Raw genomic sequence first — 20,983 nt, forward strand, 5'->3', positions numbered from 1 at the left:
AGTTCGCAGCGTTAAAAAGACGGGAAACGCAACCGCCCGAGGAGGGCGAAAAAACCGGCGGACTCTACTTATGATTGGCGGGAAATTGGGGAGCAGGCCACTTTTTGTAATAACACCCAGCGACCCCACGGATGTGCATGCCGAGAGGGAGAGCAAACCCAGTAAACCCATCAGGCGTATCAATCGCATCATCTCCTCCTTTTGTCGGAACCAATCGTTATTTCGAGTTTGGGTCTCGATTCGGTGGGGCGAATTGAACCGCAATCAACACTAGCAGTCGAACCAACAAAATGTCAGGTGCTCGAATAAAAACCAGGCCGTTTGGGGCGATAGCGTATTGCTCCTCTCGGCGTGCGAACGGGGGATTTTTGCGCGTGGCGTTGACAAGCGCGTGCGCGGACCACAAAGTTTCATCATCCCGGGTCCGCGACTCGGTAACTTTATGCAGGTAGCACGGCTCTACGATTTTGGCGACATCCGCGTCGAGGAATGCGCCCGACCCCGGCTCGGCGACGGCGACATTCTGATCCGCACGCGCGCGTGCGGCATCTGCTCGGGCGACATCATGCCCTGGTACCTCAAGCGCAAGGCGCCGCTCGTGCTCGGCCACGAACCGGTCGGCGTCGTCGAGCAGACCGGCGCGGCGGTGCGCGGCTTCAAGACCGGCGACCGCGTTTTCGTGCACCATCATGCGCCCTGCTTTCAATGCGCAGCGTGCAGGCGCGGCGAATACGTTCAGTGTGCGACCTGGCGCGCGACCAACATCGTTCCGGGCGGGATGGCGGAGTTTTTTCTCGTGAGCGCGGCCAATCAGCGCGATACGCTGCCGCTCCCCGACTCGATGACCGACGCCGACGGCGTGCTCATCGAGCCCGCCGCCTGCGTCGTCAAGTCACTAAAGCGCTCGGGCCTGAAGCCCGGCGAGACAATTCTGATCATCGGTCTGGGCATCATGGGCATGATGCACGTGAAGCTGGCGCGCCATCTCGGCGCCGGGATGATCATCGGCGCTGACCTGTTTCATTCGCGCGCCAGCCGCGCGGTCGAACTCGGAGCGGATTGTGGAATCGTGGTCGAGGGCGACAACATGATCGAGCAGGTGCGCGAAATCACCAACGGCGCGATGGCCGACGTCGTGATCGTCGGACCCGGCACTTCCAAGGCAATCGCCGCGGGCATTGCCGCCGCCGGAAAGGGAGCGACCGTCGTTCAATTCACGGCGACGCCCCCCGGCGACGAACTGCTCGTCAAACCGCACGATCTCTACTTCAACGAGACCCGGCTCATTCCGAGCTATTCATGCGGACCCGACGAAACGCGCCAGGCATTGTCGCTGGTCGAGCGCGGCGTGATCAACGCCGCCGAACTGGTGACGCATCGGTTTGCGCTGGCGCAGATCAACGAGGCGTTTGCGACCGCGCAAAAGCCCGAATCGCTGAAAGTAATAGTCACCTTCGCGAGTTGAGACAGCTCACGGCCGAGCCGCGTACGCGCACGGCACTGCCAATCAGCAAAGCTGAAGCCGCAACTGAGTAATCAGTCCGGCGAGGGAATAGGGAAAGTCGAACGAGGGCGGCTGCTAATGCAACCGCCCTCGTGATTATCCAGCCTGAGCGAAATTACGGAGTCGCGGGAGCCGGAGCGGGCTCTGGAGCCGTCGCGCCACCAGCCGCTGCACCTGCTGTTCCTCCTGCCGCTGCGCCTGCCTCGGCACCAGCTGCTGAGCCTGCCGCTGCGCCTGCTTCGGCCGCCTTCTTGTGGCGACGACGGGCCGCACGATGTTCATGATGTTCCGAAATCGTCTTCGACGCGATCGCCTCTGCACGGTCCGCAGCCGCCTTCGCATCGCTGGCCGCCTGCTCTACGCGGCTGGCAGCCGCCTGAGCCTGCGCCGCAGCCGCCGCGGATTTCTGGGCCGCCGAGTCCGCGCGGGCCGCAGCCTGATCAGCGCGGTTCGCCGCGTTGACGGCGCGCTGTGCCGGATCCGGCTCGTTCGACGAACATCCCGCGAGCAACGAAAGGGCCAACACAGCCCCGGCAAGACCAACCAGTTTCGAAGTTTTTCTCATTAACCCTTCCATTTCTTCCTCCTAAGGAATGCGCAGGAGCATTGCTAAGTGATTCGCGGCCCCTGCATTTAAGACAGTCATCTTTCTCTCACAAACTCCCGGTCCCTTGCAAGCCTTCATCGTGCGAAATGCCGGGAGAAAATACCATTTTGGACTGGCTATATACATCTTGCGCGTCGCCACGGTGCATTATGAAGATGCGATTAAAAGTCACAGCTAAACCACTGATGTCGATTCCATTTACGTCCACTCACAGTGGGATATTCCGCATCATTGCTAATCTTCTCGCGCTCGGCAGAGTTGTCGGTAGCTACTCTCGACAGTTTACAATGTAGCTATAACGAGAGCGCGAAAACGACTATTTGATTCACGCGACATCCGGTTCCCGTCAAAACGCTTTCTTCGTTCCTCTCGGCACCGTTTCGTAGATGTTCGGCGATCGCCAATACTCGCCGCGCGACTAGAAGTCGTCGCCGTAGTCGTCCATTCCGCCCATGCCGCCCATTCCGCCGCCGCCCATGCCGCCCATCCCACCGCCGCCAGGCATCCCCGCCATCGGCGCCGGCTTCTTCTGCGCTTCAGCCACGGCAGCCTCCGTCGTCAGCATCATCGATGCGGCGCTGGCCGCGTTCTCGAGCGCGCAACGGACCACCTTGGCCGGATCGATCACGCCCGCCTTGACCAGATCTTCGTAAACTTCGGTGGCGGCATTGAAACCGAAATCAGCTTTGCCTTCGAGCACTGCGTTGAGAACGATTTCCGGTTCGTGACCGGCGTTACGCGCGATCTGCTTGAGCGGTTCCGCCATCGCAGCCGCAACGATTCCCGCGCCGGCCTTTTTGTTCTCATCGAGTCTGAGCGACTTCACCGCCGCGATCGCGCGTACCAGCGCGACGCCGCCGCCGGGCACGATTCCCTCCTCGACTGCAGCGCGCAGCGCATGAACCGCGTCGTCAACGCGCGCCTTTTTTTCCTTCAGTTCGACTTCGGTCGCCGCGCCAACCTTGATCACGGCGACGCCGCCGGTGAGCTTGGCCAGCCGCTCCTGGAGCTTCTCGCGGTCGTAGTCGGAGGTGGTTTCCTCGATCTGGCGGCGGATCAATTCGATTCGTCCCTGGATTTCGGACTTTTTGCCGGCGCCGCCGACGATTGTGGTATTGTCCTTGTCGATCAGAACTTTCTTGCACTTGCCGAGCGCGGCGATCTCGACTTTCTCGATCTTGGCGCCGAGTTCCTCGGCGATCAGAGTGCCGCCGGTCAGAATCGCCATGTCCTGCAGCATTTCCTTGCGTCGATCGCCGAAGCCCGGCGCCTTCACCGCCGCGACTTTGATCGTACCGCGCAGTTTGTTGACGACCAGCGCGGCCAGCGCCTCGCCGTCAACGTCCTCGGCGATTATCAGGAGCTGGCGTCCGGTCTGCACCACGCTTTCGAGCAGCGGCAGGATTTCGCGCAGGTTCGAAAGTTTCTTTTCGTGGAACAGAATCAGCGGCTCGTCGAGTTCAACCGTCAACTTGTCGGCATTGGTGACGAAGTACGGCGACAGGTAGCCGCGATCGAAGCACATCCCTTCAACCAGATCGAGCACCGTCTCGAGGCCGCGCGCCTCTTCGACGGTGATCACGCCTTCCTTGCCGACCTTGTCCATCGCGTCGGCGACAATTTTGCCGATCGAGTTGTCGCCGTTGGCCGATACCGTCGCGACCTGCTCCAGCCGCTCGCGTTCCTTCACCGGCCGCGACATCTCCTTGATAGTTGCGACCGCCTTGACCACCGCGGCGTCGATTCCGCGGCGCAGTTCCATCGCGGGGAATCCCGCCGCCAGCAGCTTGATCCCCTCGCGCACGATCGCTCCAGCCAGCACCGTCGCGGTCGTGGTGCCGTCGCCGGCGACGTCGGAGGTCTTCTGCGCGACCTCGCGAATCAGCTTCGCGCCCATGTTCTCGAAGTGGTTTTCGAGTTCGATTTCCTTGACCACGGTCACGCCGTCCTTGGTTATGGTCGGCGAGCCGAAGCTCCTCTGGATCATCACGTTGCGGCCCCTGGGGCCAAGCGTTACGCGCGCGGCTTCCATCACCAGCGTCGCGCCCTTGACCATTCCGACCCGCGCTCTCTCGTGCAGCTCAACCGTTTTGGCTGGCATGTAGATTTATCTCCGTCTTGCTATTTCGCCATGGATTCAGGCCGGCAGACCGCCACGCCGGCGGTCGCTGGACCGCTTCGAATTTAAGCATCGCGTCAGGCAATGCAAGGGGACTGCCGTCAACCTGAGTATCTTTATGAAGTTCGCGCGGCGTGCAAGGATGATCACGGCAGGCTGGCTGGATTTCTGGCGGAGGCTATTCGAAGTGGATCAAATTAACGAGCCTTACCCGGGCAAGCGCGCGGGCGCGGCGCTCGCAGCGATAGCGATAATCTGTGGAGCGATCGGGACGTTTTCGGCCTCGCGCGCGTGGCCGGCGCCGATCGCGTCAACTCACAGCTCTGGCCGGATTAAATCCCAACTTCAGGAGCAAGCTCTTCAACTCGCGGCGCAGTCCGCGGCCCCGGCCGCCCCGGACCAGGCCGACGACGATGACACCGATGTTCCGACCAACCAGGTCGACAAGTACATCAGCGTTTACGAGGCGATGCAGAAAGACCACAACCTGACGGTCGAGCAGGCCGCGCCGCGACAAGGCCTCACGGTGGCGCAGTTCAGGCAGCTCGAGGGACGAATCGAGCGCGACGACACGCTGCGCGAGCGGGTTCGCAAGGCGCTCAGGCACGTGGTGAATCCCAACGACAAAGGGTCCTCGGATCAGTAGTCGCGGCAGGGGGTGACCCCTGCACCCGGTATTAAGGCCGCGCTCCGTTGTCGCGCGCGGCCCCTGCCAACGGGTCTTAATACTGCGCTGCCGTCGCCACGGCCAGGGGTGACCCCTGCACCTTAGTGAGGAAGAAAAAAGATGCGGTCGGAGTTTACCCTGAGCGAAGTCGAAGGACCCTATTAGAACTTTTTTTGTCATCCCGAGCGTTTTTTTTGTCATCCCGACCGGAGTCTGCGGAGCGCAGCGACCCCGGATCTTTTTCTTCGCCGTGAGTCCTGTCACACGACAGATGGAATGATCTGGCGGGATTAAACGGGACCAAGCGGGACGAAGTGGGACGGGGGGCTGAAAACGGGGCCTATTACGCGGCTTTTTCCGGGGTTTTGAACTCTATCTGAACGGCAACTTTCGGATCGCGGCCTGTGCAGATGGTTTTTTAGGCAGCCCTAGTAAAATCAAGCGCTATTTCGGACTTTCCGATCGCTCAGTGGACTTTCGGATCGACTTTCGGATCAGAGTTTCGGATCGCCTCTTGGAGATTCCGAAATTGGTTTCGGCACGGGGATCGGAGGATCGTTGACCTATCCGCCCTCGAAGTCGAGCACGCGCGAGACGGCCTCGAGAAAAACTGCTTCGTATTTTTGGACTGCCTGCATCAATGCGCAGGCAGCCTAGCGCATCAGAGGGACAAACCTCCCCGATGCAATTGCACGGAAAGTAACGCTATCGCGGAGTTCCCCCGTCGTCGCGCTCTACGAACTCAACCGCCGTCCCTTCGCAGGCCTCGCCACACAGAGTATAGGGCATGCCGCCGAACGTCCCGCCGGAGCACGACGTGCTCTGCTGCTCATGATATCCGATGACCGCTTCAGTGAGAGGATATTTCCGCAGCGCTGCCGCGCCGATCTTCTCGCCGCAATCATTATTGTAGGCGCTCACCATCCCGAGGATTTGGATTTCGCGACCTGGCACGTCATTGGTCGTCGTCACTAGGATCGGCTGCCCATTGGTAGACAGCTGCTGGGCTGGCGGCGGCGGCAGCGCGCACCCGGGGAGCGCGATGATTGAAAGAAACGCGATCGCGAACCGTTTCATCGTCTGCTTTCCTCCCGTTGTTACTTTTCAGCGGGGCGATCCTCTTCGCCGATCAGCCAGGATACGCTCACCCAAACCATCTGGCACGCTGACCGCTCGCTCAGATCAAACCATCTGCAAAGTGATCGATCAAACCATCTGCCGCGCGACAAGTCCGATTCCCACCTCGCCCCAGGTAAGATGTTGTGTTCCGAGCGACTTCTTAGCCGCCTCACCCGCGCCGCAGGCGCGTGTACTTGACGCAAATCTCGCGGGATCGGATGGGATTCAGTGGGATTTAACGGGACGAACACGGGTCAGCTATCACATCCCGACCTGGACCGACGGCAAGCATCTGATCGTGCACGACAAGATGATGATCATCGACGAGCGCACGATAAACCATCAGCCGTGCCAGTCTTTAAGCTTGCAATTTCAGGTGAGCGCTATTTCTTGATAGGCCGCTTTTCGAGGCGTTCCAAGCGAAGCGTTTCTGGATACCAAAGCCGTTTCGCACGATCGCCCACTCGATTGAGCGCATCTGCCATGTCGCGAGTCATCGACTCGGATTTCATAATTTGGAGCTTCGCCTGCTCGTACGCGCGATGAAGTTCCGTATTTGCGATCGTGGCTGCCCGCGACTTCGGAAGATTGAATTGCGAGATAAACTCGTCTCGCAGTTTTATCGCGTTCCACTCGCTGCGAATGGCTTGAGCCAGGATCGCGCAGATTCCTTCGGCCGGCGCCGGAGAAGGCTGGCGTATCAAATCAGCGCCGTGCTCCAAGGCGAATATTTCGGCGAGCTTTTTGGTGAGCGTCCATAGGCCCGTTTCGGTTTTCTCGCGAACCTCCGGAGGCAAGTCCGAATATTTCATCCTGTGGCGGCCGCGATTTTGACTGCTATTCGAGCGGCGCGCTCGCTTCGACAATGCGCTTGCCGCGACGCACGCCGCAATCACCAAGAGCGCCGCGAGCAACACGCGCTCACCAGCGCGATGGCCGCAGGCCTCGCGGCAACTACAAAAGAAATCAGCGCCGCGAGCCATAAAATTGCGCGCATTTTCAGTTCCCCCCGCTCGCGGAATTTACGCCGCGCTTCCCGTCGAGGCCGACGATCCTTATTGTTTCCCAGCGCCGTTCGCAGGGGCCGACTTGACGCGCAGCACGTCACCGCTAACCGTCCAATAGCTGCACCCAAGGAAGCCGGGGATGATCAACAGTCCCATCGGGAAGTCGTACCACTGCTCGTTGGCGGTGATCTGATCAGCCGCGTTGCCCTGGCGTTCTTGCAGCGCTTCTTGGACAGCCGGGAAAATGACGTTGTGATCGTTCTGGTCCTGCGTGTAGTTGAAGCAAGCGCCTTTCACAATTTCGAACCGGCCGAGATTCTCCACTTGGCCGGCGTTGGCCGCAGCTTGCACCTGCTGTTTGGCGTATTGATCCGAGTAAAATCCTTGGCCCATCCGATACGCGAGCGAGGGCGCGCAGGCGCTTGTCAGCGTCGCGATCAGTCCGACTGCAAACACCGTACTTAAATAGCGCCTCGTTTTCATTTTCAGCCCTTCCTCCACGCCTCGCCAGATCCCGGCGACTACGGCAGAACCCCTTGCGCGGCGCCTACTGAATCATAGCCAATACATCGTGGTCAAATTTCCCGTTTGGCCGACAAACCCCAAGCTCCAAGGTGGCTTCGCCCCCGCTGTTGGGTGTGGACACCCCTGCTGAGCGACGGCCTTTCGCGGGCTGTGAATGACAGCGGTCTCCCAGGCCTTTTCCTCATCCACTTCTCCAATACCCAGAACCTCATACAAGAATGACACGAGGGGTCGTCTGCGCTTTTGCGTCATCCCAAGCGAAGCGAAGGAACGCGGATCTTTACCTCGTCCGTTATTTCACAGATGCAACGACGCCGTGCAGGCGGCAGGCCGATCGCGCAGACAAGACTAAGCGGTGGCGAAAGGAGATTGCTCCCTCCGCCACCGCTTCAAATGGCTGGTTCCGTAACCAGGTCCGAATCGATTACTTCGTAACCGAGGTCGAGAACGCCGCTTCCAGGCGCGACACTGCGTCGTTAGCACGACGGACCGCATCCTCTGCGCCGCTGGCCGCAGTCTCGGCCTGCTGAGCGGCAGTCGCAGCCTGATTGGCCGAAGCTTCCGCCGCATTCGCCGATGCTTCCGCCTTGGTCGCATCCGCTTCAGCTTTTTCGCTGGCGTTGTTGATGGTCTTCATGTCAGGACCGCACGCGGTCATGAATGCAGCCATGGCCACAACACCGAGCACGCTTGCAATTGTCTTTTTCATCCGAGCTTTCCTCCAGTGGTTCAGGTCAAAAGCCAGTCCCCGTGCACTAGTTAGTACATATTCAATAGTCAGGGCTGGACGAGTAATCCCGGTAATAGTTGCAAAACCCGTTTACGAACGCAAGGCGATACAGTCCCCGGCCGGTTCTCTTCGGAACATCCCGCGCGCTACACTGCGAGTTAGATGAATCGAGAGGGGATCTCCGAGCGCCACTCAAAAACCAACATCGCTCCGGACATCATCGCTCCGGACATCGCCTCATCGAGGTTAGCCCCGGTGGTCACGTCCACTCGATACGGGTCATTAGTTACAGGGGCCGATCGATTCGACGGGATTGGACGGATTGTCCTGCCAATCGAGATAGCTCAAGTAGTAGAGACTCACGTCGATGTACCCAGCGTCGATCAGAGCGGTAGCCGCAAGCGATGACTTTGCGCCATCCTGGCAGTAGACGATGATTCGATCCGGACGGCGCAGGTCAAAAGCGAAAAAGATCTCGAACAAGCTGGGAGGCGATTGGAGAAATGAAAATTGCGAGTCGCTGGATTGAGGTTCGAGCAGCTGTTCCACTGGTAGATTACGCGCGCCCGGAATGTGGCCGCCGCGCGTGATCCCCGGAAGCAACAGACACCCGTCGTATTCGGCCTGCGTCCGCACGTCGAGCAGCGTGACTTGCGGATCGCCCAACACCGCCGCCACATCTTCCTGCTGCACGAGGTGGATTGGACTGTCCTGTATCGTGACGTCGAAGATCGCCGAAGCCGGAGTTCCGGGTTGGGTCTCTGTCAGTTGGCCGTCGGCGATTAGCGGTAGCAGCGCGTTGTAGCCGCCGTTGACGATATATGTGGTGCGTGCACCGAAGTAGTGGACGAGAAACCGCACCCGCGACGCGAACTTCATCTCACCGTCGTCATAGACAATAACCGTGCTGGCAGCGGAAATTCCCAGGCGGCCGAAGATCTGGGCCCAACCGCTGTAGTCGGTGAAGGCGCCTGGCTGCTGGCCAAAGCTGCTAATCGCATCCACGTCCACCGGGATGGCATTGTTGACGAAACCGGGGTTGGAGATCTCGATCGCGCTCTGAGCCGATAGCAGCACCACGTCGGAACGCATGAGCGCGTGGGGCAACTTGTCGGCGGCCATCACGAACTCCGAAGACTGGCCGTTCGACGGTGCTGCCGATTCTGAACTACCGGAGCCGCACCCCGCCATCGCCAAAATCGCCAGTTGCAAGATCAGCAACGTCGCGGCCTGGCCAACTCCGCGCCTGGGTCGCGGGTTGCGGATGGAACGAGTGAGGCCACGGACCTCCATCAAAATTCGCTCGCCGCCCGCCATAAGCGATCCGAATCTACCCGGATGACGCACTGGATGAAACGCTCACCGCCAGCCTCTTGGGGTCCAACGGCGCGTGGGATGGTAAATGTAATCGTGAGATGGCGCGCCAAGTTATTTGAATTGTGGGTGATTGACAGAGAAAACTTTCAGCGGTTATGGTCTGCTTCGGCAAGCCAATGCTGTTGCGGGCTTTCCCTGTCAGGTCTTCCAACGTCATTTAACTGAGATTCGGTTCACAAGATGGCGACGACGATCACCAGCGAATGCATCAATTGCGGAGCGTGCGAGCCGGAGTGCCCGAACACGGCGATTTACGCGGGCGGAGCGCCGTGGGAGCTCGACGGCGCGACGAGTCCCGCGATCGCACAAGAAATCTATTACATTGTGCCGTCGAAGTGCACCGAATGCGTCGGCTTTTACGACCATGAAGCGTGCGCGGCGGTATGTCCGGTAGATTGCTGCATCCCCGACCCGGCCAACGTCGAGAGCGAAGGCGTGCTGCTCGCGCGCGCCCGCAAGTTGCATCCCGACGAGACGATCCCCGACGACCCGCCGTCGCGCTTTCGCAAACCGGCGGTCGCGGCCAGCGCGCAAGCGCCCGCGCCAGCCGCAGCAGTCGAAGCAGTCGCGCCGGTCGCGCCCAAGCCAGCGCCCGCGCCGGCGGAGGCTGCTAAACCTGCAGCGGCGCCAACTGCGGCACCCAAGCCTGCCGTGGCGGCGGCGAAACCTGTGGTCGCACCAGCAGCGGCGGCGCCGGCAGCGGCAACCTCAGCGGATCGCGCAGAATTCGATCCGCTCGCGTGGGAAGTGCCCGTCATCTGCAAGGATTGCAACGGGCCGTGGAAGATTCCGTACCGGCTGTTCGCGCAGGGCGTGGTGTTCCATTGCCCGTCATGCTTGGGATCATTCGTGCCGAAGACCGCGATGTACCGGGCTGTGAGGGAGACTTTCGAGGGCTTCTACAATCGGCGTCGGGCGCAACGGGAGGCATTCGAGCGCAAGCCGGCGCGCGACGCGGCGGCGTTCGAAGCGAAGCAGGCGGCCGAAATGAAAGAGTTCAAGCAGAAGCTCGAGGCGCTGGCGCATTCGATGAAGCCAGCGGGCAAGACGGTGAGGCCGAAAGGCATCGCCGCGATGTTCACGTAGACAGGGGCCAGCCCCTGCACCCATGCCGGGGAAAAGACCGAACAGAGTTAGCGAAATCCGAACCGGGTTTCGCGCTTCCTGTGATCTAGTGATGAACGGGCGGAGTAAATTAGCGCGGCGTCGCGGCGCCGTTTTTCAGCGGGCGGAGCGCAAAGAAATTGCACTGCATGATCAGTGCTGGCCTCGTGGAGTCAGTTGGTGGGCAATCGCATTGCCGAAAGAGTCGCCCACGAAGTCGATTTGCGTGCAGGCGCCGGTCTTGTAGTCGAGATCGAGCAGGAGGTTGCGGATGGCGCGCCGCTTGATCGAGTTGATCAGACCGGCGACGGCCTGGGGATCGCCGGTCGATATCGCAGCGACTTCGGCAGCGTCGAGATTGCTGGCGCGGCAGAACTCGCGAGCTTGATCCTCGCTGGAGAACGCGAGCACGCGGGCCCACGGCGCGCCTTTTTCCTGAAAGACGATCAGCGCGCCCGCAGAATCCAGGAGCAGATGGATCTCTTTGGGGATCGAAGAACTCACGCGCCTTCGACCGTGAGCTTGCCCGTGCGAATAGCCGCCGCGCGCTGACGGACGAGCGCCGGATAGGTGTAGTAGTGCTCGCCGCTCAGGTGCAGGAACGAATCGATGTCAACCTCGTCGAGTTCGAGCTTTGCAATCGCGCGCTCGGCGGCCTGGCGGTTGGGAGATTTGACGATCGAATCGTAGAGCATGCGGGCTTGTGCGGATTGGAAATCCTCGCGCGGCGGAAGGCCCCCGGCGCCGAGTTTGCCTGAGTGAAAGTTGTCGAGAATGAAGCGCAACGCTTTCAGTTCGTGGCGCAGGATGTCGATTGGTTTGAGCGAATCGCGCGGCATAGGAGCGAGCTTATCGCCGCGAGTCGCGGTGATTCAACACGCGGCGCGAGCGCCGGCGGTTGGAGCGATCAGTCGCCTTTGATCAAACGATGGATGGCGCTCAGATGGCGCTGCGAGTCGCGTTTGCGGCCCATCGTTTCGTACATGTCGGCGGCGTTGCGATGGGCCTCGACGTTGGCGGGATCGCATTCCAGCGTGCGCAAAAAACTTCGCAGTGCATTCTGGTGCTCGTCCTTCTTGCGGTAGAGCAGGCCGAGTTTCAGATGAACGTCGGCGCTGGCGGGAACGATCGCGGCCGCGCCGAGCAGATGGCGGAGCGCGCCGCCGAGGTCGCCCTCGCGTTCGAGCAGCGTGGCGAGGCGCAGATGCGCCTCGAAGTTGCCGGGCTCGCGGCCGACGAGCTCGCTGTAGATGTTGAGCGCGCGCAGCGGATCCTCGTCGGCGACCCGGCGCGCCTCGTCGAAGCGCTCACGCACGCGGGCGGGACCGAAACCGTCCTCGACCGTGCCGGGCTGATAGCTGCGGTCAAAGTCGAGCAACAACTGGCCGGTCTCGGCCTCGATCAGCGAGGGACCGTCGCGCACGACGATGCGGCCTTCGTCATTGACCAGTTTCAGCGAGGTGACTGAGCGGTTTGGATCGACGAGCGCGCGCCCCCGCTCGATGCATCGCTGGATCGGATCGATATGCTGGCGGCTGGCGAGCAGCTCCTTGGCGAGGCGCATCTCGAGCAGATCATTGAACGCGAACCGATACTTGCGACCGCCTGCATTCAGCGGGCGCACAAGATTGCGCTTGACCCAGTAGCGAATACGCTCGGGAGTGACCGCGAGAATTCTCGCAGCCGTGCGCGTGGAAAAAGTTTTGTCCCCGCCGCCCGCCTCTACCATCTTCAATCCCAACGTCGAGAAGTATAGGGAGTCGGGCGCACGCTCTCAACGAGGCGCGCAATGGTTTCTCAACACCTGTGGAGCGCTCGGCAGCTAACCGCGAATTTCCTTGAGCGCGCGAGCGACGCGGACCACAGCCTCGACGCCGTTTTTGGCGTTGTCGATTCGCGCGACGGCCTGGTCGTCGGTCATCCCGGGGCCGGTGATGGCGAGACCGACCGGCTTGTCAAACTCGATCGAGAGCCGGATGCCGGCGTCGGCGATCGCATGCGCGATCAGCTCGTCGTGATTGGTATCGCCCTTGATCACCGCGCCGATCATCACCACGCCGTCGATTTCCTTGCGCCGCAGCAGAGCCTTTACGACCGGGGCCATGTCGTACACGCCGGGAACGAGGACCACGCGCGCGACCTCGACTCCGAGCGATTCGGCGTGGCGACGCGCCCGCTGTTCCATCGGCGCGGTCACCTCGGAGTTGAACTCCGAAACTACGAAGGCAATTTTCATCGTGTGGCCAGGTCGATCGTGACGGCGTCGCGAATCTCGACGCCGTTGCGTTTGAGATATGACTTCAGCGCGGGTATCGGATGCTCTCCATAATGAACGATGGATGCGACGATCGCGGCGTCGGCGAGGCCGGTGGTGAACGCGTCGCGCAGATGAGCGGGTTCGCCGGCTCCGCCTGACGCAATCACGGGGATGGAAACGGCTTCGCTGATGCGCCGCGTGATCTCGAGATCGTAACCGAGCTTGGTGCCGTCACGATCGATCGAGTTGATGCACAGCTCGCCGGCGCCAAGCCGCTCGCCCTCCAGCGACCATGCCAGCGCGTCGCGGCCGGTGGGCTGGCGCCCGCCGTCGATCACGACTTCGTAACCGGTCGGCACCTCGGGACGAGCGCCGGTTTTTTTCACTTGCATCGAGAGCACCACGCACTGGCTGCCGAACGCGCGCGCGCCCTCGGAGATAAGCGCGGGATGGCGAACCGCGCCGGAGTCGATCGAGACTTTCTCGGCGCCCGCGAGCAGCACGGCGCGCATGTCTTCCAGCGTGCGAAGCCCGCCGCCGACGCTGAAAGGAATGAAAATTTCGCGCGCGACCGCGCGCACCACGTCGAGCATGATGCCGCGGCGCTCGTTGGATGCGGTGATATCGTAGAAGACGATCTCGTCTGCGCCCTCGTTGTAGTAGTAGCGCGCCATCGCGACCGGATCGCCCACATCGACGTTCTTAAGGAAGCGCACGCCCTTGGTGACTTTCCCGTCACGCACGTCGAGGCACGGGATGATTCGTTTCGCGAGCATCGTCAGCAACTCATCCGGCAAAAGTTGTCGAGCAGTTTGAGGCCGGCCGCACCGCTCTTTTCGAGATGGAATTGAGTCGCGAGCACGTTGTCGCGCGCGACCGCCGCGGTGAACGCAACGCCGTAGTCGGAAGCGGCAATCGCCATCGAGGGGTCGTCGGGAATCGGATAATACGAATTGACGAAATAGAAGTGGGTGTTGTCAGGCACGCCGGCGAAGACTCGATGAGGGCGGGTCTGGCGCACGCGGTTCCATCCGATTTGCGGGACCTTGAGCGGACGGCCGTCAATCGAGCGCGGGTAGCGCACGACGCGGCCGGCGATAATGCCGAGGCAATCGGCATCGTCCTCTTCGCTGCGATCGAGCAGCACCTGGATGCCGATGCAGATGCCCAGAAATGGTTTGCCGGCGCGGGCTACGTCGTTGCGGAGAACTTCGACCAGTCCGAGCGCGCGCAGATTTTCCATCGTGGCGCCGGCGGCGCCGACTCCCGGCAGGATTACGCGATCGGCGGCGGCGATGCGCTCGGCGCGATCGGTTATCTCGGATCGATGGCCGAGGAATTCGAGCGCGCGCTGAACGCTGGTGAGGTTGCCGGCTTTGTAATCGACGATTGCGATCATGGCTCCGTCCAGACAAGCCGATCATAGCTGGAGTCGCAACGCCACCCAAGGCGCGGTGGGCCGGCGCCGGCGCAAGTCCCCGGCGATTGCGCGGTCAGGATCGAAGGGTCGTGAATCCGACGAGTCGAGATCTCAGTCGGGGTTCTTGCCCTCCACCGAGTTTTCCAGCACCGCGCCGGTCTTCGCGTCGATTCCGACTTCGTGCTTGGCCGTGTTATGGCGAATGACGAACGAGTAGCGGAGTCCGCTGCCGCCAGATTCCTTCTCAAGTTCCTCCGAGACGATCTTGCCCGGATAGGTCTTAAGTGCGGCCTCGCGTGCCTGCGCCAGTGTAACGCTTGCGTCCGCGAGATACTTCTCGCCATTAAAGGCGAAGGCGGTTCCGGTCAAGAGAGTCGCGATCAGAATGCTAGTCAAAAATCGACGATAACTACACATCGTGGCATTATAGATGACGTGCGCCCTTTACCCAAGCAGACGGGGATGCGCCATCGGATCAGAGTTCGGCGCGGATGTCCTGCTGGTCGGAGAGCACGCGCACTTTTACGTGATGCTCTTCCGAGTCGCCGAGCGATCCCCAGTGCATCGCGAAGTTCTCGAGCTGGACGTCGGAGTTGAAGCGTGCCGACACGCCCATCACGACTTCATCGACGCTGAGAAGAAACGCCATGCGGGCGATCGCATAGACCTGGTCGTTGGAGACGCACACCAGCGGCGTGACGGCGCGGCCGTGATCCTCGCAGACCTTGACGACTTTGCTGAACAATTTTTCTTCGGCGTCGGTGAAGATTTGACCGCCGTCGCTGGAGGCAAATCCCCTCTCGGTTCGCACGGTCAGCGCGATCAGTTTGGCGTCATCGGGCTCGGACAAGTAACGATGCAAATGTGCGAGATTGTTGGGATCGCGGATCGCAATCAGCCGCTTGTGCGGGGCGACCAGGCCGAGATGAATCGGATCGACCTGGGCTTCTTCGACCAGTTGCAGATTAAACTTCTCGGGTTCCTCGCCGTAGGCATGCTGGGCCTGGCCGTTGATCTTTTCCGAAATCTCGAAAATCACGAACAGCGCGAGCGTGAAGCTGAGGCCTGAGATCGTTGCGACCTGCTTGGTGAACAGGTTGATGATTGCGGTCGCCAACAAAACCACAAACGTCAGCGTGAGACCGAGCGGGAAGTCCTGGCCGCCGGGGCGGAACCAGGTCAGATTCAGCGGCATCCTCCACAAGCGATGGTACTTTTCTTTGTAGCGCAGAATCAGCACGGAGAGCGTTTTGAAGACGAAGCTCCAGATGACGCCGAATGCGTAAGCCTCGCCGAGCACGAACATGTCGCCGCGCGAGAGCACGATGGTGGCGATTTGGAGCATCGCGACCATATTCACGATGCGATAGTTGGTGCCGAATTTTTTGTGCGGATGGCGGAACCAGTCGAGCAGCACGCCGTCTTCCGCGACCCGAGTAAGCACGCCGGTCGAACCGACAATCGCGGTGTTAACGGCGCCGGCCAGAATCAGGAATCCGACGAATACCACGAACGCGCGTAGCGCTATTCGCGCCCACAGCGGACCGACCATGAACATCGCGAGCCCGCCGATCAGATCGTCGCCGTAATTCGACATCCGGACGCTGTCCGGGATGATCATGACCGCGAAAAAAGACACCAACGACGTCAGCAGCAGGCTGTAAATGAAGATGACCAGGCCGGTGCGCAGGAGATTCTTGAGCTTGGGCGCCTCGATCTCGCGATTGATTTGCGCCAGAGATTCCTCACCCGACATCGCGAGGATCGAATGGCCGAACGCGATCAGGATTCCAAGCGTGCCGATGGTGCGCGCGCCGGGAAAGTGCTTGAGCCATCCCAGCGAGTCGTCGGTGAACTTCAACTCGAACGGCGGCAGATGCGCGCCGCGCATGAAAATCGTCAGGCCGCACCATACGATCATAATCACGGCCATCACGGTCGTGACCTGCATGATTCGCATCGCCTTGCCGCTGGATTCCTCGATGCCAAGAATATTCTGACGCCAGAAATATACGGTCACGGCGATGGCGAAGAAGGCGGCCGAGAAATCAGCCGGCAGAACAATTCCGGAATGCGCAAGCTTGAGCAGCTCGTTGATCAAACCGACCAGGTATTGGCCGGCCGAAACGCCGCTGATCGGCCCGGTCAGGATGTAGTCGAACATCAGCGCCGACACCGAGATTTTTGCCAGCGTCGAGCCCATCGCTTCTTTGACGACCCGATATACACCGCCGCGCGTAAACATCGAGCACGATTCCACGTACACGGCGCGCACCGCGTACGAGAACAGCATGACCGCAAGAATGAAATACGGGGCAGAGCGACCGCAGGCCTGCTCGACGATGCCGCCGATGTAGTAGGCTGTCGAGGCGAGATCGCACAGTACGATCGCGGACGCTCGCCAGAAGGAAATGAAGGCAAGCATCCCGGTGGTAACTACGATTGCTTTGGTTTGTCTGCCGAAGCTCGCCTGCGGCTGAGCCCGCTCGGCGCTGGGTACTTTAGGGGTGGCTGCCAACTATGAATCTCCCGAGCAAACGCCGAAAACACCGGCGACGCAGGGTTTCAATGTGCAAGATGCAGACCGCAATGATTCCGCATATTCTTGTTGCCTTTTGTGGACCTTGACCTGCGAAACGCAATGAGTTGAGCGGTTATAGACGTGCAACGTGCAATACTACGATATACGAGCACTCTTGATGCTGCCAGCCGGTCGAGCGGTAGAATGGAAATTGCGCAACTAGCCGGAGAAACGCTTGGCTAACATCCTTGTCGTCGATGACGACCGCAACATCCGCCGCACTCTGGCGGCGAGCCTTGAGTCCGCAAGTCATCAAGTGACCGTGGCGGAGAATGCGGAACGTGCGCTGGAACTGTTGGGGCCGTCGGCGCCCGCAGTAGTCGTCTCCGACATCCGCATGGAAGGGATGGGCGGGCTGAAGCTGCTCGAGTCGATCAAACGGCTCAACCCAGGGCTGCCGGTGGTGATGATGACGGCGTTCGGCTCGATTCCCGATGCGGTCGAGGCGATGCGCCAGGGGGCGTACGACTACGTCACCAAGCCGTTCACGGCCGACCACATCGCGCACGTCGTTGCGCGCGCGCTCGAGGTGCAAGAACTGCGCGCCGAGAACAAAGAATTGCGCGATCGGATCGAAAGCCTTGGCGAGCCCGAGCCGTTCCTCACGTACAGTCCGCATTCGCGAAAGCTCGCGGAGACGGCAGCGCAGGTGGCTGACAGCGACGCGACTGCCTTGATCACCGGCGAAAGCGGCACCGGCAAGAGCATGCTGGCGTCGTACATACATCGCTTGAGTCCGCGCAAAGATGGACCGTTCGTGCAGGTCGCATGCACGACGCTCAGCGAGCATCTGCTGGAAAGCGAACTGTTCGGCCACGTGCGCGGTTCGTTTACCGGAGCGATAAAGGACAAGCCCGGGCGGCTTGAAGCGGCCGAGGGCGGGACCGTTCTGCTCGACGAGATCGGCGACCTGACGCCGGTGGTTCAGTCCAAGCTGCTGCGTTTTCTGCACGAGCGGACGTTCGAGCGGGTCGGCGGCGCGCAGACGATCAAAGTGGATGCGCGCATAATCGCCGCGACCAATCAGCATCTCGAGCAGCTGGTCAAAGAAAAGCGCTTCCGCGAGGATCTCTATTACCGGCTCAACGTGATCGAATTGCAGGTGCCGGCGCTGCGCGACAGGCCTGGAGAAATCCTGAAACTGGCCGAGTACTTCGCGGCGCAAGCCGCACAGACACATCACAAGCCGGCCCATTCGATCGCCCCCGAGGCGCGCGAGGCGCTGGTGTCTTACTCGTGGCCGGGCAATATCCGCGAGCTTCGCAACGTGATGGAACGCGCGGTAATCCTGAGCCGCGGTGAGACGATCGATCTAAGCGATCTGCCGGACAAAATACTCGCGTCCCCCGACAAACTCGATCACAGCCATACGCTGGAGCAGATGGAGCGACGGCATATCGAAGTGGTGCTCGAGCAGGCAATGACGCTTGAAGAAGCGGCCGAGATGCTGGGAATCAACGTCGCGACACTGTGGCGAAAGCGCCGGAGATACGGCCTGGACTAAACAGTTGGAGAAAAAGACGGAAGACGGCGCCGGCGCGCTCCGCGATGGAGCGCGCCGGTAATCGAATCGTCATTCAGCAGGCGATCTGCGCGACTATTTTTTGTTGAGCACGCCCTCGAGACGGCTGTGACTCTTCACGCACACGCCGAGGCTGTCGAACGGACTTGGCCAGTCGTGCTTAACGCAATAGGGCAGCGCGGCCATATCGTTGTCAGTGTATCCGCGCGACGTGAGATCCTTCCTGATGCAGTCGCTGTGCGCCTTGTTGGAGCCCGCGACCGCGGCGGCGTCGTCGGCAGCTTCCGCAATCAACGCGTCGCGAAGCGCGATCTTCACCGCCGGGTCTTCGCTCTTGCCCAGCGCGCCCGCCATGCTGCTCGACGGACCGCAGGTCCCAACCGCGTCAATGAACGCCTCTTCGAGGCCGGTCGTAGTAAGATCTTTTGCGAATCCCACACTCACGGCGGTCATCAGCATGCTTGTCGCGATCAATGCCACAGCAACTCGTTTCATCGTACTCGTCCTCCAAGTAGAGATGTGACTCGGGAAAAGCGGCCTACCATTGACAATTTTATATTTTTACGATGCGACCGCCAATGAAGTCCAGCGAACGCGACTAATCTTGGGCTCAGTGGCACAACCTCCCGGTTCCGGCGGGCACACGGCTTGACGAAAACTGCTGCTTGATGAAAGTGTCGGCTGCAGTCAGACGAAGGGAAAATTCACATGGCCAAAACTGCACTTGCTTGCACGATACTTCCCGACAGCCCGCCGGCTCGCCTGATCGAATGGTCGCGCGCGGCGGAGGACGCGGGCTTTGCGGGGGTCTTCATGACCGAGGCGAACAACGACTCGATTGCATGCTCGCTCGCGCTCGGACTTCACACCAAGCGAATCAAACTCGGCACTGCGATCACGAACATCTATCTGCGCCATCCGAATCTGCTCGCCAATGAAGCCGCTGCGGTCCAGGAATTCACCGGCGGACGATTTATCCTCGGTCTCGGCACAGGCCATCGCGAGGGCAATTCCGCGCTGGGAATCGAAATGGGAATACCGCTGACCAGGATGCGCGAAACGGTGAAGACTCTTCGCGCCGCGCTCGAGGGGGGCAAGACCGGGCCGCGCGTCAGCACGAAGCTGCCACTTTATCTGGCGGGGGTATCGCGCCCGATGGTAAAGCTGGCCGGCGAAATCGGAGACGGCGTCATTTTCAACTTCTTTCCACCGGCGCGGGTCAAGGCAGCGCTCGGCGAGTTGGCCGAGGGCGCACAAATCGGCGGCCGCGACGCCAAACAGATCGAGCCGACGCTGTTTGCGACCGCGTTTATTTCCGATGATCTCGAAGCCGCGCGTCGTCCCGCGCGCAAACTTCTGTCCCGCTACGGCGCGCTCAAGTTTTACGGCAACATGATGGCGCATTCGGGATTCGAGCGGGAAATCGCAGCTATTCGCGCCGCCGGGCGGGACGGCGAGGCGGCCGTCAAGGCGGTCAGCAACGAACTGATCGATGCGACCCTGCTGGTCGGCTCGGAAGCTCGCGTTCGCGAGCGACTGCAGGAGCTATGCGCGCCGGGAATTGGCACTGCGATCGTATTCACGAATCCGGTCAATGAAGATCGCAACGCTGCCGTGATGCGGACGATTCGCGCGCTCAAGCAATAGCGCAGATTCGCTGGCGCGCTTACGGTATTTCCTCTTGCTCGTTGACCTTGCCGCGGGCGAGTGCGACGCGATCGAAGAAACGCCGGATACGCTTGGCGTTGACCCCGAAATCGCCGATCCCGTCGCGCGATTTCGAGCGCATCTCGATCAGGCTTACGCCGTCGGGAGTCGGCCGAATCTGGATCACGACATCATCCTGGAAATGGAACAGCCGCGAAGTCGCGACGACCTCGAGGGTATTCTTGGCCGCATCGGAATAGGTGATCTTCCACGTAGGCACGCCGTGGGCGACCTCTGTTACGCGCGCGAATTCCGCCGACGGTTCGAGGCGCTCCTTGATCGGACCGATCAGGCCATAACCGGCCCGCTGCTTAATCGCGTATTTCGCTTTGTTGTACTTCATGTCGCGGTTCGGTTCATGCTGCAGCTTCTGGGCGAAAACGAACTCGGGCGGATTGTCGAAATCGGTAGTGATGTCGTTGATGGCCGGATACTTCAAACTGCGCACCACGGTCACGATTAACGGCAACGCGATCAGCAGGCATACCGCCGTGCCCACCAAAGCTCGATTGTGCCCGGCTCGCAATTGAGGCTTGCGCGTTATGAAAACAGCGACGAACCCGACCAGCGCTCCCATGATGCTCAGCAGAAACCCGAGCGCGAACAATTGGAAACCCATGAACGGCGCAAACAGGTAGAAGTGAGCGCCAACAATGCCTGCCGCGATCAGCGCAATCGCCAACAGTGCGTCGAAGAAGGCCAGCCATGCAAAAATCATCCGTTGTTCTCCCGTAAGA

Annotated in this window: 21 protein-coding genes and 1 pseudogene; 6 read left to right on the forward strand and 16 right to left on the reverse strand. The window is 60.7% G+C overall.

The annotated features are described in order from the left end of the window. Nucleotides 1-442: 442 nt before the first annotated feature. A complete protein-coding gene (locus tag VIO10_RS03590) occupies nt 443-1,465 on the forward strand; it encodes an alcohol dehydrogenase catalytic domain-containing protein (RefSeq protein WP_331959460.1) in 1,023 nt (340 codons plus the stop codon). 1,064 nt (nt 1,466-2,529) lie between these two features. On the opposite strand, the gene groL is transcribed toward VIO10_RS03590, so the two are convergent. Beyond that, complete coding sequence (groL, locus tag VIO10_RS03595; protein ID WP_331959463.1) at nt 2,530-4,212, reverse strand: chaperonin GroEL; 1,683 nt, start codon at nt 4,210-4,212, stop codon at nt 2,530-2,532. 205 nt (nt 4,213-4,417) lie between these two features. On the opposite strand from groL, the gene VIO10_RS03600 reads away from it, so the two are divergent. Further along, on the forward strand, nt 4,418-4,876 hold the full coding sequence (locus VIO10_RS03600; protein ID WP_331959466.1) for a hypothetical protein: 459 nt from the start codon (nt 4,418-4,420) through the stop codon (nt 4,874-4,876). Between the two features lie 726 nt (nt 4,877-5,602). Here VIO10_RS03600 and VIO10_RS03605 read toward each other — a convergent pair. After that, nucleotides 5,603-5,974, reverse strand: a complete 372-nt coding sequence (locus VIO10_RS03605; RefSeq protein WP_331959469.1) for a hypothetical protein — start codon at nt 5,972-5,974, stop codon at nt 5,603-5,605. Here VIO10_RS03605 and VIO10_RS03610 point away from each other — a divergent pair. Continuing rightward, nucleotides 5,940-6,410, forward strand: coding sequence for a hypothetical protein (locus VIO10_RS03610; protein ID WP_331959472.1), 471 nt, complete (start codon nt 5,940-5,942; stop codon nt 6,408-6,410). The genes VIO10_RS03605 and VIO10_RS03610 overlap by 35 nt on opposite strands. Here the strand turns inward: VIO10_RS03610 and VIO10_RS03615 are convergent. The 4 genes from VIO10_RS03615 to VIO10_RS03630 form a co-directional block, all read right to left on the reverse strand. Continuing rightward, entirely contained in the window at nt 6,400-6,828 is a 429-nt protein-coding gene (locus VIO10_RS03615; RefSeq protein WP_331959475.1) for a hypothetical protein, read from the reverse strand. The two genes, VIO10_RS03610 and VIO10_RS03615, sit on opposite strands and share 11 nt — an antisense overlap. 243 nt (nt 6,829-7,071) lie before the next feature. Beyond that, nucleotides 7,072-7,524 carry a hypothetical protein gene (locus VIO10_RS03620; RefSeq protein WP_331959478.1) on the reverse strand — a complete coding sequence of 151 codons (453 nt, stop codon included), beginning with the start codon at nt 7,522-7,524 and terminating at the stop codon, nt 7,072-7,074. 448 nt (nt 7,525-7,972) lie between these two features. Then, nucleotides 7,973-8,257: a hypothetical protein gene (locus VIO10_RS03625; RefSeq protein ID WP_331959481.1), complete on the reverse strand. Its 285-nt coding sequence runs from the start codon at nt 8,255-8,257 to the stop codon at nt 7,973-7,975. A gap of 303 nt (nt 8,258-8,560) precedes the next feature. Continuing rightward, nucleotides 8,561-9,595 carry a rhodanese-like domain-containing protein gene (locus tag VIO10_RS03630; protein ID WP_331959484.1) on the reverse strand — a complete coding sequence of 345 codons (1,035 nt, stop codon included), beginning with the start codon at nt 9,593-9,595 and terminating at the stop codon, nt 8,561-8,563. 240 nt (nt 9,596-9,835) lie between these two features. Here VIO10_RS03630 and VIO10_RS16175 point away from each other — a divergent pair. Beyond that, nucleotides 9,836-10,126, forward strand: a pseudogene (locus tag VIO10_RS16175) (YfhL family 4Fe-4S dicluster ferredoxin); the annotation flags it as partial. A gap of 786 nt (nt 10,127-10,912) precedes the next feature. On the opposite strand, the gene VIO10_RS03640 reads toward VIO10_RS16175, so the two are convergent. The 8 genes from VIO10_RS03640 to VIO10_RS03675 form a co-directional block, all read right to left on the reverse strand. Then, nucleotides 10,913-11,263: a hypothetical protein gene (locus VIO10_RS03640; RefSeq protein ID WP_331959490.1), complete on the reverse strand. Its 351-nt coding sequence runs from the start codon at nt 11,261-11,263 to the stop codon at nt 10,913-10,915. Beyond that, nucleotides 11,260-11,598, reverse strand: a complete 339-nt coding sequence (locus VIO10_RS03645; protein ID WP_331959493.1) for a hypothetical protein — start codon at nt 11,596-11,598, stop codon at nt 11,260-11,262. Before VIO10_RS03645 ends, VIO10_RS03640 begins: the two co-directional genes overlap by 4 nt. Before the next feature lie 68 nt (nt 11,599-11,666). After that, the gene (locus VIO10_RS03650) at nt 11,667-12,488 is read right to left on the reverse strand and encodes a MerR family transcriptional regulator (protein ID WP_331959571.1); all 822 of its coding nucleotides are present in this window, start codon (nt 12,486-12,488) and stop codon (nt 11,667-11,669) included. 93 nt (nt 12,489-12,581) lie between these two features. Continuing rightward, nucleotides 12,582-12,995 carry a 6,7-dimethyl-8-ribityllumazine synthase gene (gene ribH, locus VIO10_RS03655; RefSeq protein WP_331959496.1) on the reverse strand — a complete coding sequence of 138 codons (414 nt, stop codon included), beginning with the start codon at nt 12,993-12,995 and terminating at the stop codon, nt 12,582-12,584. Then, a complete protein-coding gene (gene hisF, locus VIO10_RS03660) occupies nt 12,992-13,792 on the reverse strand; it encodes an imidazole glycerol phosphate synthase subunit HisF (RefSeq protein WP_331959499.1) in 801 nt (266 codons plus the stop codon). Before hisF ends, ribH begins: the two co-directional genes overlap by 4 nt. A gap of 2 nt (nt 13,793-13,794) precedes the next feature. Beyond that, nucleotides 13,795-14,415: an imidazole glycerol phosphate synthase subunit HisH gene (hisH, locus tag VIO10_RS03665; RefSeq protein WP_331959502.1), complete on the reverse strand. Its 621-nt coding sequence runs from the start codon at nt 14,413-14,415 to the stop codon at nt 13,795-13,797. Nucleotides 14,416-14,547: 132 nt separating this feature from the next. Continuing rightward, on the reverse strand, nt 14,548-14,853 hold the full coding sequence (locus VIO10_RS03670; protein ID WP_414645310.1) for a PepSY domain-containing protein: 306 nt from the start codon (nt 14,851-14,853) through the stop codon (nt 14,548-14,550). 58 nt (nt 14,854-14,911) lie between these two features. Further along, nucleotides 14,912-16,954, reverse strand: coding sequence for an APC family permease (locus VIO10_RS03675; RefSeq protein ID WP_331959508.1), 2,043 nt, complete (start codon nt 16,952-16,954; stop codon nt 14,912-14,914). Between the two features lie 238 nt (nt 16,955-17,192). On the opposite strand from VIO10_RS03675, the gene VIO10_RS03680 reads away from it, so the two are divergent. Next, nucleotides 17,193-18,521, forward strand: coding sequence for a sigma-54 dependent transcriptional regulator (locus tag VIO10_RS03680; protein ID WP_331959511.1), 1,329 nt, complete (start codon nt 17,193-17,195; stop codon nt 18,519-18,521). Nucleotides 18,522-18,614: 93 nt separating this feature from the next. Here VIO10_RS03680 and VIO10_RS03685 read toward each other — a convergent pair whose 3' ends face one another. After that, nucleotides 18,615-19,034 carry a hypothetical protein gene (locus tag VIO10_RS03685; protein ID WP_331959514.1) on the reverse strand — a complete coding sequence of 140 codons (420 nt, stop codon included), beginning with the start codon at nt 19,032-19,034 and terminating at the stop codon, nt 18,615-18,617. Between the two features lie 213 nt (nt 19,035-19,247). Here VIO10_RS03685 and VIO10_RS03690 point away from each other — a divergent pair, with 213 nt between their 5' ends. Beyond that, nucleotides 19,248-20,186: an LLM class flavin-dependent oxidoreductase gene (locus tag VIO10_RS03690; protein ID WP_331959517.1), complete on the forward strand. Its 939-nt coding sequence runs from the start codon at nt 19,248-19,250 to the stop codon at nt 20,184-20,186. A 19-nt stretch (nt 20,187-20,205) separates the two neighbouring features. Here VIO10_RS03690 and VIO10_RS03695 read toward each other — a convergent pair whose 3' ends face one another. Then, nucleotides 20,206-20,964 carry a DUF1499 domain-containing protein gene (locus tag VIO10_RS03695; RefSeq protein ID WP_331959520.1) on the reverse strand — a complete coding sequence of 253 codons (759 nt, stop codon included), beginning with the start codon at nt 20,962-20,964 and terminating at the stop codon, nt 20,206-20,208. Between the last annotated feature and the right edge of the window lie 19 nt (nt 20,965-20,983).

The sequence above is a fragment of the Candidatus Binatus sp. genome (assembly GCF_036567905.1).
In the GTDB taxonomy this organism is placed as follows: domain Bacteria; phylum Desulfobacterota; class Binatia; order Binatales; family Binataceae; genus Binatus.

Coding starts and splice junctions, on each gene's coding strand:
- VIO10_RS03590 (WP_331959460.1), top strand. CDS start 443: ATGCAGGTAGCACGGCTCTACGATTTTGGCGACATCCGCGTCGAGGAA.
- groL (WP_331959463.1), bottom strand. CDS start 4,212: ATGCCAGCCAAAACGGTTGAGCTGCACGAGAGAGCGCGGGTCGGAATG.
- VIO10_RS03610 (WP_331959472.1), top strand. CDS start 5,940: ATGATTGAAAGAAACGCGATCGCGAACCGTTTCATCGTCTGCTTTCCT.
- VIO10_RS03605 (WP_331959469.1), bottom strand. CDS start 5,974: ATGAAACGGTTCGCGATCGCGTTTCTTTCAATCATCGCGCTCCCCGGG.
- VIO10_RS03615 (WP_331959475.1), bottom strand. CDS start 6,828: ATGAAATATTCGGACTTGCCTCCGGAGGTTCGCGAGAAAACCGAAACG.
- VIO10_RS03625 (WP_331959481.1), bottom strand. CDS start 8,257: ATGAAAAAGACAATTGCAAGCGTGCTCGGTGTTGTGGCCATGGCTGCA.
- VIO10_RS03630 (WP_331959484.1), bottom strand. CDS start 9,595: ATGGCGGGCGGCGAGCGAATTTTGATGGAGGTCCGTGGCCTCACTCGT.
- VIO10_RS03645 (WP_331959493.1), bottom strand. CDS start 11,598: ATGCCGCGCGATTCGCTCAAACCAATCGACATCCTGCGCCACGAACTG.
- VIO10_RS03650 (WP_331959571.1), bottom strand. CDS start 12,488: ATGGTAGAGGCGGGCGGCGGGGACAAAACTTTTTCCACGCGCACGGCT.
- ribH (WP_331959496.1), bottom strand. CDS start 12,995: ATGAAAATTGCCTTCGTAGTTTCGGAGTTCAACTCCGAGGTGACCGCG.
- hisF (WP_331959499.1), bottom strand. CDS start 13,792: ATGCTCGCGAAACGAATCATCCCGTGCCTCGACGTGCGTGACGGGAAA.
- hisH (WP_331959502.1), bottom strand. CDS start 14,415: ATGATCGCAATCGTCGATTACAAAGCCGGCAACCTCACCAGCGTTCAG.
- VIO10_RS03670 (WP_414645310.1), bottom strand. CDS start 14,853: ATGTGTAGTTATCGTCGATTTTTGACTAGCATTCTGATCGCGACTCTC.
- VIO10_RS03685 (WP_331959514.1), bottom strand. CDS start 19,034: ATGAAACGAGTTGCTGTGGCATTGATCGCGACAAGCATGCTGATGACC.
- VIO10_RS03690 (WP_331959517.1), top strand. CDS start 19,248: ATGGCCAAAACTGCACTTGCTTGCACGATACTTCCCGACAGCCCGCCG.
- VIO10_RS03695 (WP_331959520.1), bottom strand. CDS start 20,964: ATGATTTTTGCATGGCTGGCCTTCTTCGACGCACTGTTGGCGATTGCG.